The sequence below is a fragment of the Nocardia halotolerans genome (assembly GCF_042650145.1).
Classification (GTDB): domain Bacteria; phylum Actinomycetota; class Actinomycetes; order Mycobacteriales; family Mycobacteriaceae; genus Nocardia; species Nocardia halotolerans.
In genome coordinates this window covers 44,538-62,083 of record NZ_JBHSDL010000030.1, presented here as the reverse complement: position 1 = coordinate 62,083, position 17,546 = coordinate 44,538, and the positions used below count along the sequence as shown (strand labels likewise).

The 17,546-nt window shown below is 68.2% G+C and carries 19 protein-coding genes; 5 read left to right on the top strand and 14 right to left on the bottom strand.

Annotated features, from left to right (window positions below):
* Positions 1-23: 23 nt before the first annotated feature.
* Positions 24-599 (top strand): 3-hydroxy-9,10-secoandrosta-1,3,5(10)-triene-9,17-dione monooxygenase reductase subunit, encoded by a 576-nt coding sequence (hsaB, locus tag ACFO5K_RS23640; RefSeq protein WP_378567137.1) that lies wholly within the window; start codon positions 24-26, stop codon positions 597-599.
* Positions 600-698: 99 nt separating this feature from the next.
* Here the strand turns inward: hsaB and ACFO5K_RS23635 are convergent, their stop codons facing one another.
* Complete coding sequence (locus tag ACFO5K_RS23635) at positions 699-1,058, bottom strand: winged helix-turn-helix transcriptional regulator (RefSeq protein ID WP_378567134.1); 360 nt, start codon at positions 1,056-1,058, stop codon at positions 699-701.
* A 69-nt stretch (positions 1,059-1,127) separates the two neighbouring features.
* Here ACFO5K_RS23635 and ACFO5K_RS23630 point away from each other — a divergent pair, with 69 nt between their 5' ends.
* Positions 1,128-1,880 carry an SDR family oxidoreductase gene (locus tag ACFO5K_RS23630; protein WP_378567131.1) on the top strand — a complete coding sequence of 251 codons (753 nt, stop codon included), beginning with the start codon at positions 1,128-1,130 and terminating at the stop codon, positions 1,878-1,880.
* Between the two features lie 482 nt (positions 1,881-2,362).
* Here the strand turns inward: ACFO5K_RS23630 and ACFO5K_RS23625 are convergent, their stop codons facing one another.
* From ACFO5K_RS23625 to ACFO5K_RS23605, 5 genes are all read right to left on the bottom strand, one after another.
* On the bottom strand, positions 2,363-3,199 hold the full coding sequence (locus ACFO5K_RS23625) for a GNAT family N-acetyltransferase (RefSeq protein WP_378568291.1): 837 nt from the start codon (positions 3,197-3,199) through the stop codon (positions 2,363-2,365).
* Between the two features lie 107 nt (positions 3,200-3,306).
* Entirely contained in the window at positions 3,307-4,113 is an 807-nt protein-coding gene (locus ACFO5K_RS23620) for a DUF559 domain-containing protein (protein WP_378567128.1), read from the bottom strand.
* Positions 4,114-4,381: 268 nt separating this feature from the next.
* Entirely contained in the window at positions 4,382-5,428 is a 1,047-nt protein-coding gene (dmpG, locus tag ACFO5K_RS23615) for a 4-hydroxy-2-oxovalerate aldolase (RefSeq protein WP_378567125.1), read from the bottom strand.
* Positions 5,429-5,440: 12 nt separating this feature from the next.
* Positions 5,441-6,346, bottom strand: a complete 906-nt coding sequence (locus tag ACFO5K_RS23610) for an acetaldehyde dehydrogenase (acetylating) (protein ID WP_378567122.1) — start codon at positions 6,344-6,346, stop codon at positions 5,441-5,443.
* 19 nt (positions 6,347-6,365) lie between these two features.
* Entirely contained in the window at positions 6,366-7,151 is a 786-nt protein-coding gene (locus ACFO5K_RS23605; RefSeq protein ID WP_378567119.1) for a 2-keto-4-pentenoate hydratase, read from the bottom strand.
* 123 nt (positions 7,152-7,274) lie between these two features.
* Here ACFO5K_RS23605 and kstD point away from each other — a divergent pair, with 123 nt between their 5' ends.
* Positions 7,275-8,957 (top strand): 3-oxosteroid 1-dehydrogenase, encoded by a 1,683-nt coding sequence (gene kstD, locus ACFO5K_RS23600; protein ID WP_378567116.1) that lies wholly within the window; start codon positions 7,275-7,277, stop codon positions 8,955-8,957.
* Positions 8,958-9,003: 46 nt separating this feature from the next.
* Positions 9,004-9,864 (top strand): MaoC/PaaZ C-terminal domain-containing protein, encoded by an 861-nt coding sequence (locus ACFO5K_RS23595; RefSeq protein WP_378567113.1) that lies wholly within the window; start codon positions 9,004-9,006, stop codon positions 9,862-9,864.
* A gap of 76 nt (positions 9,865-9,940) precedes the next feature.
* Here the strand turns inward: ACFO5K_RS23595 and ACFO5K_RS23590 are convergent, their stop codons facing one another.
* The 6 genes from ACFO5K_RS23590 to zapE all read right to left on the bottom strand — a co-directional run bounded on the left by ACFO5K_RS23590 (position 9,941) and on the right by zapE (position 15,175).
* Positions 9,941-10,399 carry a hypothetical protein gene (locus tag ACFO5K_RS23590; protein ID WP_378567110.1) on the bottom strand — a complete coding sequence of 153 codons (459 nt, stop codon included), beginning with the start codon at positions 10,397-10,399 and terminating at the stop codon, positions 9,941-9,943.
* Complete coding sequence (locus ACFO5K_RS23585) at positions 10,396-11,670, bottom strand: DUF58 domain-containing protein (protein WP_378567107.1); 1,275 nt, start codon at positions 11,668-11,670, stop codon at positions 10,396-10,398. Before ACFO5K_RS23585 ends, ACFO5K_RS23590 begins: the two co-directional genes overlap by 4 nt.
* On the bottom strand, positions 11,667-12,629 hold the full coding sequence (locus ACFO5K_RS23580) for an AAA family ATPase (protein WP_378567104.1): 963 nt from the start codon (positions 12,627-12,629) through the stop codon (positions 11,667-11,669). Before ACFO5K_RS23580 ends, ACFO5K_RS23585 begins: the two co-directional genes overlap by 4 nt.
* 17 nt (positions 12,630-12,646) lie before the next feature.
* Positions 12,647-13,165: a hypothetical protein gene (locus tag ACFO5K_RS23575; protein ID WP_378567101.1), complete on the bottom strand. Its 519-nt coding sequence runs from the start codon at positions 13,163-13,165 to the stop codon at positions 12,647-12,649.
* Positions 13,162-14,097, bottom strand: coding sequence for a DUF4129 domain-containing protein (locus ACFO5K_RS23570; protein ID WP_378567098.1), 936 nt, complete (start codon positions 14,095-14,097; stop codon positions 13,162-13,164). The genes ACFO5K_RS23575 and ACFO5K_RS23570 overlap by 4 nt, the downstream gene beginning before the upstream one ends.
* 139 nt (positions 14,098-14,236) lie before the next feature.
* A complete protein-coding gene (zapE, locus tag ACFO5K_RS23565; protein WP_378567095.1) occupies positions 14,237-15,175 on the bottom strand; it encodes a cell division protein ZapE in 939 nt (312 codons plus the stop codon).
* Between the two features lie 67 nt (positions 15,176-15,242).
* Between zapE and ACFO5K_RS23560 the strand changes: the two genes are divergently transcribed.
* The gene (locus ACFO5K_RS23560) at positions 15,243-15,812 is read left to right on the top strand and encodes a TetR/AcrR family transcriptional regulator (protein ID WP_378567092.1); all 570 of its coding nucleotides are present in this window, start codon (positions 15,243-15,245) and stop codon (positions 15,810-15,812) included.
* Positions 15,813-15,870: 58 nt separating this feature from the next.
* Here the strand turns inward: ACFO5K_RS23560 and ACFO5K_RS23555 are convergent, their stop codons facing one another.
* Entirely contained in the window at positions 15,871-16,302 is a 432-nt protein-coding gene (locus tag ACFO5K_RS23555; RefSeq protein ID WP_378567089.1) for an NUDIX domain-containing protein, read from the bottom strand.
* A 65-nt stretch (positions 16,303-16,367) separates the two neighbouring features.
* Positions 16,368-17,504 carry an alkaline phosphatase PhoX gene (locus ACFO5K_RS23550; protein WP_378567086.1) on the bottom strand — a complete coding sequence of 379 codons (1,137 nt, stop codon included), beginning with the start codon at positions 17,502-17,504 and terminating at the stop codon, positions 16,368-16,370.
* Between the last annotated feature and the right edge of the window lie 42 nt (positions 17,505-17,546).

Sequence of the window (17,546 nt, the reverse complement as noted above, 5' to 3'; positions counted from 1 at the left end):
CGACAGGAATGGCGGCGAGGGACATGACCGAACAGACACCGGCGATCGACGGCCGGCAATTCCGTAATGTGCTGGGGCAGTTCTGCACCGGCATCACCGTGATCACCGCGCTCGACCCCGACGGGAAACCGATCGGATTCGCCTGTCAGTCCTTCGCCGCACTCTCCCTCGATCCGCCGCTCGTGCTGTTCTGCCCCACCAAGGGGTCGCGCTCGTGGGCGGCGATCGAGGTGGCCGGCAAGTTCTGCGTGAACGTGCTCGCCGAGGAACAGCAGCCGACCTGTGCCCGCTTCGGCTCCCGCGAACCGGACAAGTTCGCCGGAGTCCCCTGGCACACCACGGATCTCGGGGTGCCCGTACTCGACGAGTCGCTGGCAACCATCGAATGCACGGTCGACTCCGTGGTCGACGGCGGCGACCACTACATCGTCATCGGCCGGGTCCGAGCGCTGGCCGAGTCGACCGGCACCAACGGTCGCCCCCTCCTGTTCTACCGAGGCCAGTACACCGGCATCGAACCCGACAAAACCACCCCCGCCCCCTGGCGCGCCGACCTCGACCACTTCCTCACCACCACCAGCCTCGACACCTGGCTCTGACCCCGCGCCCCCCACAAGAACAAGATCATCAGGCACTGGTGGTTTTCTCTTCTCGGGCGATGTTTGCGTGAGGGCCTGGTGGTCGACTGTCCAGCGGGGCTAGTGGGTGGGGCGCCAGGGGATGCGGCCGTTGCCGTCGCCGGTGGGGGTCCAGGATTCGGACCAGTCCCAGAGGGGTTGCAGGGATTCGGCCAGGAGGGCGCCTTCGGTGGTGAGTTCATAGGCGCCGCGGGGGCCGTTCTTGCGGGTGAGGCCGGCTGATTGGAGTTGGTGGAGGCGGTCGGAAAGCATGCTCGACGAGCAGTTGCCCATGCGCCGGCGCAGGTCGAGGAAGCCGAGGGGGCCGGGCTCGAGTTCCCAGATCACGCGCAGCATCCAGCGCTGACCGAGCAGTTCGATGGCGGCCAGGATCTTCGCGGATGGTTCGGCGGGGAACTCGCCGTCGGTTGCGCTTCTCATTCAGAAGCACGATAGTTGCTTCTGAATCAGAAGCAACGGCCGCTCGGGGACGGCAGGAGGAGGACGATCGTGGATTCGACGGCACAGCGGGTGGTGCTGGTGACGGGGGCCTCGCGGGGAATCGGGGCCGAGGCGGCCGCGCAGTACGGGGCGACGGGGGCGCGGGTGATCGTCAACTTCCGGGAGAAGCGCAAACGCGCGCAGGCCGTGGTCGACCGGATCGTCGCGGCAGGAGGTCGCGCTTCGGCGCTGGGCGCCGATGTGTCGGATCCGGCGGCGGTGGAAACGCTGGCAGCCGAAATCGAGGCGAACTTCGGCCGGCTGGATGTGCTGGTACTCAACGCTTCCGGCGGACTCGAGCGCGATGCCGATCCCGGGTATGCGACCCGCTTGAATCGGGATGCACAGGTGAACCTGGCCACCACGATGTTGCCGCTGATGCCGTCGGGCGGACGCATCGTCTTCGTCACCAGCCATCAGGCGCACTTCTACCGCGCCAACGACGAAGTGCCACAAGGGTACGGGCCGATCGCAGCGAGCAAGCGCGCCGGTGAAGACGCGCTGCGTGCGTTGATACCCGAGTTCCGTTCGCGGGAAATCGGTTTCACCGTGGTGTCCGGTGACATGATCGACGGCACAATCATCGTCCGGCTGCTCGAACGGCGTGACCCGAACAGTGTCGAGTCACGCCGTGCGGCCGGGCCGTTGCCCACTGTCGAAGAGTTCGCGCGGGTGATCGTGCGCGCTGGTGCCGACGACGTCATCGACGGGCACACCTACTACGTCGGCGGTGACGACTACCTGGCACTGCCTCGGCAGTGAACAGGCCGTCGCCGCCCCAGGACTGCCCGAGGCGCTGATGTTCCCGCTCACCGAGCTGGCCGGAGGTGTATCGCACCGATCGGAATCGCGGCCGACCTACCGCGAGGTCGGGCCGACGAGGTCAGGCCGGGGTGATTTCGCGTTGGAGTAGCGCCGGAGCCCTCGGTGACGATCACCGAAACGCTCGACGGCGCGCTCTGCTACGGCTGGATCGACAGCCACCGACGTTCCCTCGACGCGCATCACTACCTGCGCGAGACTCGCCGCGACGGGCCCACAGCCCGTGGTCGCAGGTCAATGTCGCCAAGGCCGAGGCGTTGATCACGGCAGGACGAATGCGGGCTGCCGGTTACGCGGCAATCGAGGAAGCCGTTGCCGACGGGCGCTGGGCAGGGGCCTACGAACGGCAGAGCACCGCCGAGACGCCTGTGGAGCTGGCTGCCGCGCTTGCCGAATCACGCGGGACAGGACGTCAGCGGTATTCAGAGCTCTTTCACCAGAACGGCGCGGGTGTAGAGGAGGGAGAATCCTCGACCTTGCGCGTTCTGCTGCGACTTGGATCCGGGCGCGGTGGTGACTGTCGCCAGGTCGCAACCGGCTTGTGTCGCGTCATCGAGACGTGTGGTGAGCAGGGCGGTTTGGACGCCTCGTCGTCGATGCGACGGAAGAGTGGCCGCGCCTGCGAGAGCCGCGATCCCGTCAGCGGTGCGCAGGCTCGCGCCACCGGCTGCGACACCATCACGGTAAGCGAGGTAGCGACGGGTCTCGTTGGACGAAGCCATATCCCGCATCACCGAGGCAACCGCCTCGCGCGGGAATTCCTCGTGGTTCGGACCTTCGTCGGGATGAGCGAACCCGTCGACCAACACATCAAGCCATCCCCCGAGATCTTCCCCGTCATCGAGCCGAACCTCCACGCCGTCCGGTACGGCGAACCCGTTGCCGTCCAACCGCATCCCGAGCACATTCTCGAACGACATCAACCGATACCCCCGCCCCGTCAGCTCCTCCCCGATCGCCGGCTCGGCCAACTGCGCCAACTCCACCTGCACAGGACACCCCACCCGCGCATAAGACGCCTCGATCGCCTCCCACTCCCCCGCCGAAGGCACCCCACCGAACCCGACCCCCACCACCTTGTTCAACGGTGATCCCATCCCCGCAAAACAGGCCGCACCGCCCCCGACCTCCCGGACGAACCCCTCGACTCCCCGCCCGATCCCGACCCGGGCGGCCCCCACGATCGCCGCGGTCTCCGCCCCCTCGATCCGTGCCGCCAAATCCCCACCACAAAACAACGACCACCCGTTTTCCCTCATCCCCCACTTATATCCCCCATGTCCAGTGAGTTTCCGCCCCTGAACCAAGATCACCACGCTCTGGTGGCGGCGACCTCTCGGCCGATGCCGCCACCAGAGCGTGGTGATCAGATGTTCAGGAAAGCGCCTCGTGCTGAGAGGGCGGATTCGATTCGGTCGAGGAGTATGTGGGGGCGTGTGTAGAGGAGATTGGCGCCTGTTCGGATCACCTGCCAGCCGTGTTCGGCAAGAACAGCGGCGCGGTCGATATCCTTTGCACGCTGAGCGGGGTCGGTCCAATGATGGGCTCCGTCGTATTCGACGGCCACACACCATTTCTTCCACCCCATGTCGAGGCGGGCGAGGAAGGCGCCATCGGCGTTCCGCACGACGATCTGGGTGGTCGGCGCCGGAAGACCATTCTCGACGATCAACATCCGCGTCTGTGATTCCGGCGGCGACTCGGCGCCCGGGTCGACCAGCGGCAACACCGATCGGACCTGAGCACACCCACGCTCCCCGGCGTGGGCAGCGGCGAAGGAAAGCACTTCTGACGGCGCGAGATTCGTCGCCCGACACAGCGCATCGAGGACTGGAACCGCATCTTTCCTCGGCAGGCGGCGCGCGAGATCGAAGGCGGTGCGCGCGGGAGATGTGACGAGGTATCCGTCGATATCGCAGCACTCGTCGCGGGAGATGCGTGCCTGCCGGGTACTGATCCAAGCCGGCGGCCTGCGATACGTCGGGATCGCGATCTCGGCGGGCAACTCCGCGTCGAGCCACCGACTCCCGTGCATGGCCGCAGCCGAAAGCCCCACGATCACCCCCGCCCCTTTACTCCAGTGCACCGCCGCCTCGGCCCGCCCGACCGCATCCAGTCGACATCCCCGCGCCACATAGACATCCGGCGCGATCCGATCGAAGTCGTGCCGCAACTCCCACCGCGTAACCACCCCAGCCGCAACAGCCCACGACCCAACAAACGCCCCCTCGACAGCCCCCATACGCCACATATTCCCCCACCCCACCGACAACTCGCGCGCCCACGTCCTGGACATGTGATCACCACGCTCTGGTGGCGTTGCCTTCTCGGCCGATGCCGCCACCAGAGCGTGGTGATCACATGTCCAGGTGGTGACGCGTTTCCGGGGTAGACGGCGGAACGGCGCGACCGGGAGGGCGCGCCGTTTCGGGTCGGGATAGTCAGGCCGGGGGGGATTCGCGTTGGAGTTCGAGGGCGATGTCGATGAGTTGGTCTTCCTGGCCGCCGACGAGTTTGCGCTTGCCCGCGCGGACGAGCATTTCGGCGGCGGAGACGTTGTAGCGCTCGGCTTGACGTTCGGCGTGGCGGAGGAAGCTGGAGTAGACGCCCGCGTAGCCCATCATGAGGGCTTGGCGGTCCAGGAGGCATTCGGTGGGCATAGCGGGGCGGACGACGTCTTCGGCGGCGTCGGTCACGGCGAAGAAGTCGACGCCGGTCTTGATGCCGAGTTTGTCGCAGACCCCGATGAACGCTTCGACGGGGAGGTTGCCCGCACCCGCGCCGAAGCGGCGGGCGGAGCCGTCGATCTGGGTGGCTCCGGCGCGCACGGCGTAGACGGAGTTGGCGACGGCGAGGCCGAGGTTCTCGTGTCCGTGGAAACCCACCTGGGCGTCGTCACCGAGCTCGGCGACCAGAGCCGCGACGCGATCGGAAACCTGCTCGAGGACAAGGGCACCGGCGGAGTCGACGACATACACGCACTGGCAGCCCGCGTCGGCCATGATGCGCGCCTGTTTCGCCAGCTTCTCCGGGGTGGTGGAGTGGGCCATCATCAGGAATCCGACGGTTTCGAGGCCGAGTTCGCGGGCGAGACCGAAATGCTGGATGGAGACATCGGCTTCGGTGCAGTGCGTCGCGATGCGGCAGATCGACGCGCCGTTGTCCTGGGAGATCTTGATGTCTTCCTTGACGCCGACACCGGGCAGCATGAGGAAAGCGATCTTGGCCTGCTTGGCGGTTTCGGCCGCGGCTTTGATGAGTTCTTGTTCGGGGGTCTTGGAGAACCCGTAGTTGAACGACGACCCGCCGAGCCCGTCACCGTGGGTGACCTCGATGACCGGGACACCCGAACCATCCAGGGCGGCAACGATCTTGCGTACCTCATCCACCGTGAACTGGTGACGTTTGTGGTGCGACCCGTCACGCAGCGAAGTGTCGGTGACGCGGACGTCCAGTTCGCCCGAGAAGGGCTTCAGGATTGTGCTCATTGCGGAAACTCCTTACACCCGAGCCGAGATGATCTGATCGGCCAGCACGTCACCGACGCGGGTCGCGGCGGCGGTCATGATGTCGAGATTGCCCGCGTACGGAGGCAGGAAGTCGCCCGCACCCTCGACCTCGACGAAGATCGACACCTTCGCCATGCCGCCGGACACCACCGACGGGTCGTCGAACTGGGGTTCATTGAGCAACCGGTAGCCGGGCACGTATTCCTGGATGGACTTCTCCATCCGCAGGATGCTGTCGGCGATGGCGTCGCGGTCGGCGTCTTCCGGGATCGAGCAGAAGATGGTGTCGCGCATGATCATCGGCGGCTCGGCCGGGTTCATGATGATGATGGCCTTGCCGCGCTGGGCACCACCGATCGTTTCCACGCCGCGGCTGGTGGTCTTGGTGAACTCGTCGATGTTGGCGCGGGTGCCGGGTCCGGCCGACACCGAGGCCACCGACGCCACGATCTCGGCATAGGCCACGGGAACCACCCGGGAAACGGCCGCGACCATGGGAATGGTCGCCTGCCCACCACAGGTGATCATGTTGACGTTCGGCGCGTCCCGCAACGAGTCCAGGTTCACCGGCGGGATCACGGCCGGGCCGACAGCGGCCGGAGTGAGGTCCACGGCGCGGATGCCTGCGGCCTCGTACTTCGGCGCGTACGCGCGGTGCACGTAAGCGGAGGTGGCCTCGAAGACCAGGTCCGGTTTGTCGTCCAGGGCGAGCAACCAGTCCGCGCCCTCGGCGGAGGTTTCCAGACCGAGCCCACTTGCGCGCTTCAACCCCTCGGAGTCGGGGTCGATGCCGATCATCCAGCGCGGCTCGATCTTGTCCGAACGCAACAGCTTGTACAGCAGATCGGTGCTGATATTGCCGGACCCCACGATCGCGGCGGTGACTTTACTGGTCACGGAATACTCCTAGGGAAGGTCAGCTGAAACGCAAACGGACCGAACCGAGTCCGGTGAATTCGGCGTGGAAGTCGTCGCCGGGGCGGGCGTCGATGGCGCGGGTGCAGGAGCCGGGCAGCACGATGTCACCGGCTTTGAGCCGCACACCGAAGGTCGCGACCTTGCGCGCCAGCCAGGCCACCGCGATCACCGGGTCACCGAGGACCGCGTCGCTGCGGCCTTCGGCGACGATCTCACCGTTGCGGGTCAGGACCGCGTCGATGGCGGTGATGTCGATATCGGCGGGGGCGACGCGTTGTTTGCCGAGGACGAATCCGGCCGAGGAGGCGTTGTCGGAAATGGTGTCGGCCAACCCGATCTGCCAATCGGTGATCCGTGAATCGATCAGCTCGATCGCGGGGGCGTAGGCGACGGTCGCGGCCAGCACGTCGGCTTCGGTGCAGTCCTGGCCGGGCAGGTCCTTGCCCAGGACGAACCCGACCTCGACCTCGACGCGGGGCAGCAAATACCGGGAGGTGTCGACGGGGACGTCTTCGAACACTTCCATCTCGGCGAGCAAGTGCCCGTAGTCGGGTTCGTCGACGCCCATCATCTGCTGCATCGCCTTCGACGACAGCCCGACTTTGTGCCCGACCACCTGGGCGCCGTCACGCAGCCTGCGCTGGATGTTGAGCAACTGGATCTCGTAGGCGTCGACCACGTCGATCCCGGGGTACCGGTCGACCAGCGGCGACACAGCCCTCCGGTCGTGTTCGGCGCGCGCCAGTTCGTCGGCGATCTCACTCCGCTGCGCGTCGGACAGCACGGGTACCTCCTGGGAAATCTGCTCGGCTGGACAGCCAAACTGTAACCGGTTTCGGAGCTGAATATCTGCTCTTCTTCCAGACAACATAGCGCAACCGCGCCCTGATTCTATAACGTGTTCTACATGAGTGATCGGGAATACGATGTGGTGGTCGTCGGTAGCGGCGCCGCCGGAATGACCGCCGCCCTCACCGCGGCGCACCACGGGCTGAGCGTGGTGGTGCTGGAGAAGGCCGCCCACTACGGCGGGTCGACGGCCCGGTCCGGCGGTGGCGTCTGGATTCCGGGGAACAAGGCGCTGCTCGCGTCGGGTCGCCCGGACGATCGTGAGGACGCGCGCACCTACCTGCACAGCATCATCGGCGATGTGGTGCCCGCCGAGAAGATCGACACCTACCTCGATCGCGGCGCCGAGGCGTTCGACTTCGTCCTCGAGCACAGCCCGCTGAAGATGAACTGGGTACCCGGCTACTCCGACTACTACCCCGAGGCGCCGGGCGGTCGCGCGTCCGGACGTTCCTGCGAACCGAAGCCGTTCAACGCCAAGGTGCTCGGTGCCGAGCTGGCCCACCTGGAACCGGCGTACGCCAAGGCCCCGCTGAACGTGGTGGTGACCCAGGCGGACTTCGTGCGGCTCAACCTGATCCGCCGCCACCCCAAGGGGATCATGCGCGCCATGCGGGTCGGGGCGCGCACCTACTGGGCCAAGTTCACCGGCAAGCACCTGCTCGGGATGGGTCAGGCGATCATCGCCGCGCTACGCAAGGGCCTGCTCGATGCCGGGGTGCCGGTGCTGCTCGACACCCCGCTCACCGAACTGGTCCTCACCGACGGGCGGATCACCGGAGTCAAGGCCGTGGCCGACGGCGAACCGGTGACCTTCACCGCCCGCTACGGCGTGGTGCTGGGCAGCGGCGGATTCGAGCACAACGCCGATATGCGCGCGAAGTATCAGCGTCAGCCGATAACCACTGAGTGGACCACGGGGGCCGCGGCCAACACCGGTGATGGCATCGTCGCGGGTATGGCAGCGGGCGCGACGGTCGGGTTCATGGAGGACGCCTGGTGGGGTCCGACGATCTTCAAGGGCGGCAAGCCCTGGTTCGCGCTGGCCGAACGCAATCTGCCCGGCACCATCATGGTCAACGATCGCGGCGAGCGGTTCGGCAACGAGTCGGCACCCTATGTCGAGGCGGTGCACACCATGTACGGCGGTGAGTACGGTCAGGGCGCGGGCCCGGGCGAGAACGTGCCGGCCTGGCTGGTGTTCGACCAGCGCTACCGCAATCGCTACATCTTCGCCGGCCTGCAACCGGGACAACGGTTCCCGTCGCGCTGGCTGGAGAACGACAACATCGTCAAGGCCGACACCGTCGAAGAGCTGGCCGCCCGCATCGGCGTGCCCGCCGACAAACTCGGCACCACGGTGGAACGCTTCAACGGTTTCGCGGCCGCGGGCAAGGACGAGGACTTCGGCCGCGGCAACAGCCACTACGACCGCTACTACGGCGATCCCACCGTGAAACCCAACCCCTGCCTGGCCGAGATCTCCCAGGGCCCGTTCTACGCGGCCAAGATCGTGCCCGGCGACCTGGGCACCAAGGGCGGCCTGGTCACCGACACCGCCGGACGGGTACTGCGCGAGGATGATTCGGTGATCGATGGTCTCTACGCCGCGGGCAACAGCAGTTCCCCGGTGATGGGCCACACCTACGCGGGCCCCGGCGCCACCATCGGCCCCGCCATCACCTTCGCCTACCTCGCGGTGCTCGACATCGCCGCGAAGAAGAAGGCGCCCACCGCATGATGCCCCGTATCGCCCACACCTTCCGAGTACTTCGCAGGAGTTAGACATGCCCATCGACCTTCAGACCGCACTCGGCGCGGAATTGCCCGCGCGCGAGTTCAGCTGGACGCCCACCGACGTGCAGCTCTACCACCTCGGCCTCGGCGCGGGCGCGCGTCCGACCGATCCGGCCGAACTGACCTACCTCGACGACGACACCCCGCAGGTGTTGCCGAGTTTCGCGACGGTGGCGCCGACGCTGGGGGAAACCCGCCCGCCGAAGGTGAGCTTCCCCGGCATCGAGATCGACCTGGCGAAGGTGGTGCACGGGACGCAGGAGGTGGTGGTGCACCGGCCGATCCCGGCGGCCGGCAAGGCGGTGTCGACCGGCCGGATCGCCGAGATCTGGGACAAGGGCGCGAATGCGGTGATCGTGCAGGAGCACACCGTCACCGGGTCCGACGGCGAGCCGTTGTGGACGGTGCGGTCCTCGATCTTCGCCAAGGACGAGGGCGGCTTCGGCGGCGAGCGCGGTCCGAGCACCAAGGCCGCGCTCCCCGACCGGTCCCCCGACGCGGAGCTCATCACCGCGACCCTGCCGCAGCAGGCCCTGCTCTACCGCCTGTGCGGCGACCGCAACCCGCTGCACTCCGACCCCGCATTCGCCGAGGCCGCAGGCTTTCCCGCACCGATCCTGCACGGCCTGTGCACCTACGGCATCGTCTGCAAAACCCTCACCGACGCGTTCCTCGACGGCGACGCCACCCGAGTAGGCGCCTTCCGAGCCAAATTCGCCGGCGTCCTGTACCCCGGCGAAACCCTGCGCATCAAAGCCTGGCGCGAAGGCGGCACCCTGACCGCCACCGCCACCGCCATCGAACGCGCCGACGCCCCCGTCCTCGCCGACGTCACCCTCCACATCAACTGACTGGACAAATGGTCACCAGGCTCTGGTGGTGGCATCGGCCGAGAGCCGAGAACCACCAGAGCCTGGTGATCTTGTTCTATTCGACGCCTACGTCGGCGGGGGCCCGGGTGGAGCGGGTGTGGGGGGTCAGGGCGGGGAGTAGGAGGGCGTAGGTGGCGACTATGAGGAAGGGGGCGGCCAGGGGGGCCCAGGCCAGTTCTGCGGGGATGAGGGCTGCGGTGGTGGCGGCGATGGTGAACAGGAGTGCGCCGCCTACGGAGGGGATGGTGGTGGGGACGACGCCTTCGGGGGCGTGTAGGACGGCGGCGTTGAGTAGGTAGGTGGTGGCTACCAGGCCGGTTGCGGCGGCGGCGATCACGCCGGTGTCGGCGAAGGCCAGCGCGGCGATGGTGATCAGGACCGCGCCGACCGAGGCCGGGCGCCACCACCAGCTCCCGACGACGAAGCCCAGGGCGGGCACGCCGAGGATCGGGTTGATCAGGGCGACGGCGGTGACGAGCAGCAGGCCGGCGAGCAGCGCGAGGAATCTGGTCATCGGCGTACCCTCACCGTTCGGCGGTGTTCGGGCAGCAGGCGCATGGCCTGATCGAGGCGGGTGTCCTCGGGCCAGGCGATGATGTCGACGCCGACCGTACCCATGTCGCGATACATCGAGGCCCGCTCGAGCTGCCACATCTTGGCCATCGTCGGATCCAGGCCCTCCTCGAACGGCGTACCGCGCAGGACGTCGACCGCGACCACCACGTGGCCGCGTTTGCGCAAGTCGATCAGGGCGAGCGCGAACTGGGTGTCGAGCAGGGTGGAGAACGCGACGATGATCGCACCGATCGGGACGGCGGCGTGCGGGGCGAGAGTGCCGGTGTGGTCGACGTGTTCGTCGCCGACCCCGAGCACGGTGTCGACGATCCGGTAGAACTGCCTGCGCCCGATATCGGGGCGCAACCAGCGCGGCGACTCCCCCAGACAGACCACGGCGGTGCGGTCACCGGCCTGCAAGGTCGACTGCACCACCTGCGCCGCACCGCGCACCGACAGCTCCAGCGAGGCGGTGGCCGGGCCGGGCGCCTGCTGCGAAGTATCGACCAGCACCACCACGTCGGCGGACCGATTGGTGAACCGTTCAGTGACGTAGAGCCGGCCGCGGCGCGCGCTCACCGGCCAGTTCACCGTGCGCAGCTGATCGCCCGGCGCATAGGCGCGGATGTCGGCGTATTCCACGCCGGGGCCGTGCTTGCGGGTGAGGTGGGTACCGATCCGGTCGGGAAGTTCGGTGCGCGGCATCCGCATCCGCTGTGGGTCGGCGATCGGGTACACGTACAGCTTGGCCGCGGGCAGTTCGGCGGTGGCCACCGCGAGCCCGGCCGGACTCAGCGCCGTCACCCGCACCTGCACGGGGTAGCGACCCCACCGGTCGGCGGTGAGCGCCAACCGCATGCCCGCGGGCGCGCCACCGGAGTCGTGGGCCTCTTCGACCTCGAGTCCGAGGCCCGCCAGCGGCAGTGCCCGCATCCGCAGCAGAGCGTGCCCGCTCTCGACGAAAGCCACCGCGTTGCAGCTGACCGCCTCGGTCTCGAAGCAGCGCACAGTACCGCTGCCGTCGACCTGGATGCGGGTGGGCGCCTGCTGCCAGGGCGCGGTGACCAGCACACCCAGCATCGGTGCGGCGAAGACCACCAGCTGCCACTGTCCACGCAACACCGCGACGACCAGGGCGACGGCGGCGCACCCGGCGAGGATGAACACCAGCGGCGCGGGCCGCCAGCGCAGGTCGACCTCGACCGTTCTGGATTCGTCGCGGTGCTTCATGTGCTCGTGGCGCGGGGCACCGGTAGCCGGCGTAGCAGTTCGGTGATCACGTCTTCACCGCGGATGCGGCGCACCCACATCTCCGGGCGCAAGGTGATGCGGTGGGACATGGCGGGCACGGCGAGGGCCTTCACGTCTTCGGGGATCACATAGTCGCGGCCCAGCAGCAGCGCCCTGGCCCGCGACATCTGCACCAGATCGAGTTCGGCGCGCGGACTGGCACCGACCTCCACCTGCGGGTGGCTGCGCGTCGCCGAGGCCAGCGCCACCACATAGTTCACGACGTCGGGGTGCACGGTGACGAACTCGACCGACTGCCGCATCTCCATCAGCCCGTGCGCGTCGACCACCTGGCCCACCTGCGGTGGCACGGAGCCGCGTTCGAGGCGGCGCCGGATCATCTGGGTCTCGTCCTGCTCGGAGAGGTAACCCAGGCGCAGCTGGATGGCGAAGCGGTCGAGCTGGGCTTCGGGCAGCGGGTAGGTGCCCTCGTACTCGATCGGGTTGTCGGTGGCCAGCACCACGAACGGCTGTGGGAGCAGGAAGGTTTCACCGTCGATGCTCACCTGGCCCTCGGCCATCGCCTCGAGCAGCGCGGCCTGGGTCTTGGGTGGGGTGCGGTTGATCTCGTCGGCGAGCAGGACATTGGTGAACACCGGCCCGCGGCGGAAATTGAAACGGCCCGACGACATGTCGTAGATCGTCGAGCCGAGCAGGTCGGCGGGCAGCAGGTCCGGTGTGAACTGCACGCGGGTGAAGTCCAGGCCCAGCGCGGCCGCGAACGAGCGCGCGATCAGCGTTTTGCCCAGCCCGGGCAGGTCCTCGATGAGGACGTGTCCTCCGGACAGCACCGCGATCATGATCAGTTGCATCTCATCGCGCTTGCCGACCACGACTCGGCCCAGCTCCCGCAGTACGGCGTCGGAGCGCTGGACGGTCACGTTCAACGGCATTGTCATCGGTGGCCTCTAACCCCTCACATCGTCTGCAATCGGCGCAGGATCTCGTCCAGCGCCGCTTTTCCCGGCGCGCGACCCGTCTGGTCGCGCAACGACGAATTCGCCGGGTCCACCCAGCGCCACAGTTCGGTACCGAAGAGCAGCTGACCAGCGGCTTCGGTGGCTCTGCGGTTCTTGGCGACCCGCAGACCGGTGGACAATTCGAATTCCTTGGCCAGCAGGGGCCGCAGGTGGCGGTCCCAGTCGGCACGGGTGCCGTCGGCGCGCGCGATGAGCATGTCGGCGCGCGCGTGCCAGCGTCCGAGCATTTCGGCCGGCCCGTTGTCGATGTATTCGGTCAGCGGTTCCTCGCGGGCCACGCGGTGGCGCAGTGACCAGACCAGCATTCCCAGCGCCACCGCGACCGGCAACGCCACCGCGAGCAACAGCAGTTCACGGTTCAGCCGCACCAGGACGACCTCGATGAGCAGCACGGCGACGACCGCGGTCGCGATCACCGGACCGCGACCGGATTTCACCTCTTCGCCCGGATTCATGCCGGTACCAGCCGGTGCTGGAGGTCGGTGAGCACGATGCGCAGCAGTTGTTCGGCGCGCATGCGCTGCCATTCCAGCATCGAGTGCGGGCTGAACCGGGCTTCTTCGAACAACGCGACCAGCTCGCGGGCCGACGCGTCGTGCAGCGCACCGCTTTCGAAGGCGCGGGCCAGCACTTCCATCGGGGTGTCGGAGGCCTGCGGGCGGGCGGCGCTGTCGCTGGACAGGCCGCGTTCCATCCCCACGTAACAGGCGATGATCGCGGTGCGCGGGTCCTGGCCGGGCGCGTTCATCGCGGCCAGGCCCATTTCGGCGGCCCTGGTGAGCGAGTCGACCTCGCTGGGTGAGGGTGCGGGCGCCTCGGGCGCGGCGGCGGCCGGTGCGCGGCGGGCGGCGACCGCGACCGCGCACAGCCCGGCGATCGCGACCGCGATCAGCGCGATGGCCAGCCCGCCCGCGATGAGCAGCGCCGTCCCGGTGAGTTCGGTGGGCCCGGCGGTGGGCGCCGGGGCCGGGACGTCGGTGGGTGTGGGGACCGGACCGGAGCCTTCGGGCTGGGTCTCGGCGGCGGGGCGCATGGGCCGGGCACCGGGCAGCAGGAACAGGGCGGTGACCCCGGCGGCGAAGACCAGGGCCACCGTGGCGACGGCGATCGGCAGCAGCAGGGCCAGGCGGCGCCACTGCACGCGCGGCATGGCTTCGCGTTCGTGTTGCGGCATGGCCAGCGGGAGGCGATGCTGGCTGGCGATCACACCGGCCACCAGGATGACGATGGAAACCAGCAGCAATACCGGCATCACCGCGACCAGCAACGGTGACGGTGCGCCTGCGGCGGATTCGCCCGTGGCGCCAGGCAGTGTGCCCTGCAACGCGAACGTCGCAGCGGCTACCAGTGCGATCACGACGATCGCCCGCGGAATGGGCTGACTCACCCCGATCACTGCTTTACCACCAAACCCCAAGAGCCTGCACAAATCAGCCACATAGTTACACGTGGAGTGGTTCACTCGGGAGGAAATCGATACTTTCCAATTGCCTCCCCTTTATTGTCCTCCGGTGCTCGCGGCCCGGCTATGTCGCGCGCACGCTGCGCAGTTCCCCGAGCCGGCTCGCGGTGCGGGCCAGATGGGGTATCCCGGGGACGCCGGCGGTCAGTTCGTCCGCCGGTTCCGGGGCGTGGATGGTGAACGGCAGATCCGCGTCGTAGAGGATGTCGACGAGGTTGACCAGGCGCATGACCGGGTCGGGTTCGACCGCGCGCAACGGCGGGACCGCATGCAGTGTCCAGTGACCGAAACGGCTGGTCAGACGCAGGTAGTCGGCGGCGCTGGTCGGGGCACCGCACAGCTGCGCGAAGTCGAAGGCCGCCGCACCGGTGCCGGCGGTGCGCGCGCGGACCGTCCGGCCGGCGCCGAGATCCAGGTCGGTGCCCGGATCGGCGCTCGGCTCCCCCGCGCCGATCACGTAGCGGCCCGCCAGGAAGCCGCTGTCGCGGCGCGCGCCCAGGGTGCGGTAGTCGAGCGGCCCGTCGAGGGCGAGGACGTCGAGGTGGGCGAGGATGCGCTCGATCGTCGGCACGAACGCATGGTGGAACAGCGGGTTGGGCAGCAGGTCGGCGGGCGGATGGTTGGCGGTGACCACCAGGGTGCGGTGCTGGGCGAACAGGGTGTCGAGCAGGCGGGTGACGAGCCTGGCGTCACCGATGTCGTCGACGTGGAACTCGTCGAAGTACACCAGATCGGCATCGCCGAGCAGGGCGGCGACGGCCCGATCGATGGAGCCGAGCTCGTGGGTCGCGGTGTGCAACGCGGCGAAGAAGGCGTGGAAATGGAAGCGGCGCTTGCGCGACGACGCGACGTCGGCGAAGAACCGGTCGGCCACCGTCGTCTTGCCACGTCCGGGCCTGCCGTGCAGGTAGACGCCCCGGTGCCGCTTGCGCGGACGGCCCCGGCGGTCGAGCAGGGTCGCGAGCGTGTCGGCCGCCGTGCGCTGGGTTGGGTCGAGAATCATCCGATCGAACCTCCTGATCCTCTACAGTTGTAGAGGGCGGAAGTGTCCGACGGCAGAGAAGGTGACGATGTCCACAGACCGGCGCGCGCAGATCGTGACGGGAGCGATCGAACTCATCGCCACACGCGGCATCAGAGCACTCACCCACCGCGCGGTCGATACCGCACTCGACCTACCGCCAGGGTCGGCCTCGTACTACTTCCGCACCAGAAAAGCACTGGTAGAAGCGGTCGCCGACCGGATAGCCACCCGCTCGCGGGACGACTTCACCGCCGCCGGGTTCGCCCCCGACCCGGCGCGCCTCGCCCACGACATCGCCTGCTGGCTGGATCAGCTGCTCGCCCAGCGCCGCAACGAGCTGATCGCCCGGCACGCGCTGACCATCGAGGTGCTCGCCGACGCGGACCTGCACGCCCGCCTGGCCGGCAGCCTCTTCTCCCTCGACCGCGCCACCGAACTGTTCACCGCACTGGGCGCGGCCGAACCGCGCACGGTGGCCGGTGACTTCCTCGCGCTGCTGGAAGGGCTGGTGTTCGATCGGTTCGCCGGGTTGCGGGCCGGGTGCGCGGCGGGCACGGCCGACGGCGTCGCCCAGCTCACCCGGCCGCTGAGCACCTTCCTGCGCGAGTGGGAATGAGGCACCAGCGCACCGTCGGGCCGCCGAGCGGCTTCTCACGCGCCCGGTTGGGCGCCGTTTACGTATCGGGCCAACCGAATTCGGAATACGCGGTGCCGGGGAAAATTCCGAGCGCCGAATATTCGATCAGGTCGGTGGGGAGTTCATGAAGTGCAAACCATTGCAGCGCATAACATTTGTCAGGTTCACAATTGACAGGTTCGCCCTGCCAGCGATCGACGCGAAAGAACAACCCGAGGCGGGCTCCGCGGTCGGCGGCGGTCACATGGGCGACGTGGACCAGCCGCAGCGCGGCGGGGTCGATGTCGACGCCCACCTCCTCCGCGGCTTCCCGGACCGCGGCCGCCGTGGCCGATTCACCCACCTCCAGCTTCCCCGACGGCAGATGCCACCGATGGTCGAACTCGTCGCCGCTGCGGCGCAGGCTGAGCAGCAGCTGGTCGTCGCGGGTCAGCAGGAGGTGGACGTCGACCACATGGCGGGGCAGCACCCGACCGAGCCTAGGCAGCCGGGTGGACGGGGCCGCCATGCGGTCGACGACCGGTTCGACCTGCGTTACAGCGAGCGGCGGAACGGGCCGGTCACCTCGTAGGTGATGCCGCCGTCGTCGGTGCCGGTGGTGCCGTTCTGCGAGGAGAAGTACATCCGGGTGCCCGCGGGATCGAAGGCCACGCCCGCGATCTCGGAGTCGTCCTGGCCGACGATGCGCACGAACGGAGCGACGACATCGTCGGGGGTGATCACGCAGATCTCCATGTCACCGCCGTCCTCGGCGACGAACAGGTCACCGACGTGCGGGTCACCGGTGATGTTGTCGACCCCGGTGAGCGGGGCGTTGCCCGTGGTGTCGTCGTCGTAGACGGTGGCGAGCTGGTTGGTCGCGGCGTTGTAGGCCCACACCTTGTCGTCGCCCTTGGTGGTGAAGTAGCAGATGTCGTTGCGGTAGTAGGCGCCCTCGCCGCCGTCGAACCGCATCATGTTCTTCACCTGCTTGCGACACTTCTGCCCCTTGGGCTTCACGTCGGCCCAGGTCAGGTCGGTGGTGAGGACCTGCAGCCGGCCCGCGGACAGGTCACCCCAGACGGTGGGGGTGTAGCGGTAGAAGCCACCGTCGGGTTCGTCCTCGGTGAGGTAGACGACGTTGCGTCCGGTGTCGAAAGCCGCCGCTTCGTGGTTGAACTGGCCCATCGCCTCGTGGCTCACCGCGGGCTTCACTCCCCACGGGTCGGTCTCCCAGCACAGGCCCTTGTCGAACTCTTCGCAGGAGATCCAGGTGTTCCACGGCGACGCGCCGCCGGCACAGTTGTCGGTGGTGCCCGACAGGATGGGGTAGGCGCCGGTGATGTTGCCCGCCGCGTCGAACTTCACCGCGCTCACCCCACCGGCGCCGTTGCCCAGTTCGGCGTTGGACACATAGATCCAGCCGGAACCGTCGGCGAAGCAGGCGCCGCCGTCGGGCGCGCCGTGCCACACATGGCCGGTACCCGGCACCAGTTCCCCGGTCCGGGCGATCACCCGGCTGGTGAACCCCTGGGGCAGCATCAGGCCGTTGCCGTCGGCCGCCAGCAGGTCGCCGTACGGGCTGGGGCCGCTCTTGGCCGGGTAGGCCAGTGCGCGGTGCCCCAGGGTGAAGCTCAATGCCACCGAACCGGCGCCGACCACAGCCGCTTTCAGAAATCCTCGTCGCTGCACAGCGTCGTCCCTTCCCTCATCGTCGCCCGTCACCGACGGGCG

Coding starts and splice junctions, on each gene's coding strand:
- hsaB (WP_378567137.1), top strand. CDS start 24: ATGACCGAACAGACACCGGCGATCGACGGCCGGCAATTCCGTAATGTG.
- kstD (WP_378567116.1), top strand. CDS start 7,275: ATGAGTGATCGGGAATACGATGTGGTGGTCGTCGGTAGCGGCGCCGCC.
- ACFO5K_RS23590 (WP_378567110.1), bottom strand. CDS start 10,399: ATGACCAGATTCCTCGCGCTGCTCGCCGGCCTGCTGCTCGTCACCGCC.
- dmpG (WP_378567125.1), bottom strand. CDS start 5,428: ATGAGCACAATCCTGAAGCCCTTCTCGGGCGAACTGGACGTCCGCGTC.
- ACFO5K_RS23560 (WP_378567092.1), top strand. CDS start 15,243: ATGTCCACAGACCGGCGCGCGCAGATCGTGACGGGAGCGATCGAACTC.
- zapE (WP_378567095.1), bottom strand. CDS start 15,175: ATGATTCTCGACCCAACCCAGCGCACGGCGGCCGACACGCTCGCGACC.
- ACFO5K_RS23625 (WP_378568291.1), bottom strand. CDS start 3,199: ATGAGGGAAAACGGGTGGTCGTTGTTTTGTGGTGGGGATTTGGCGGCA.
- ACFO5K_RS23575 (WP_378567101.1), bottom strand. CDS start 13,165: ATGAATCCGGGCGAAGAGGTGAAATCCGGTCGCGGTCCGGTGATCGCG.
- ACFO5K_RS23595 (WP_378567113.1), top strand. CDS start 9,004: ATGCCCATCGACCTTCAGACCGCACTCGGCGCGGAATTGCCCGCGCGC.
- ACFO5K_RS23635 (WP_378567134.1), bottom strand. CDS start 1,058: ATGAGAAGCGCAACCGACGGCGAGTTCCCCGCCGAACCATCCGCGAAG.
- ACFO5K_RS23585 (WP_378567107.1), bottom strand. CDS start 11,670: ATGAAGCACCGCGACGAATCCAGAACGGTCGAGGTCGACCTGCGCTGG.
- ACFO5K_RS23580 (WP_378567104.1), bottom strand. CDS start 12,629: ATGACAATGCCGTTGAACGTGACCGTCCAGCGCTCCGACGCCGTACTG.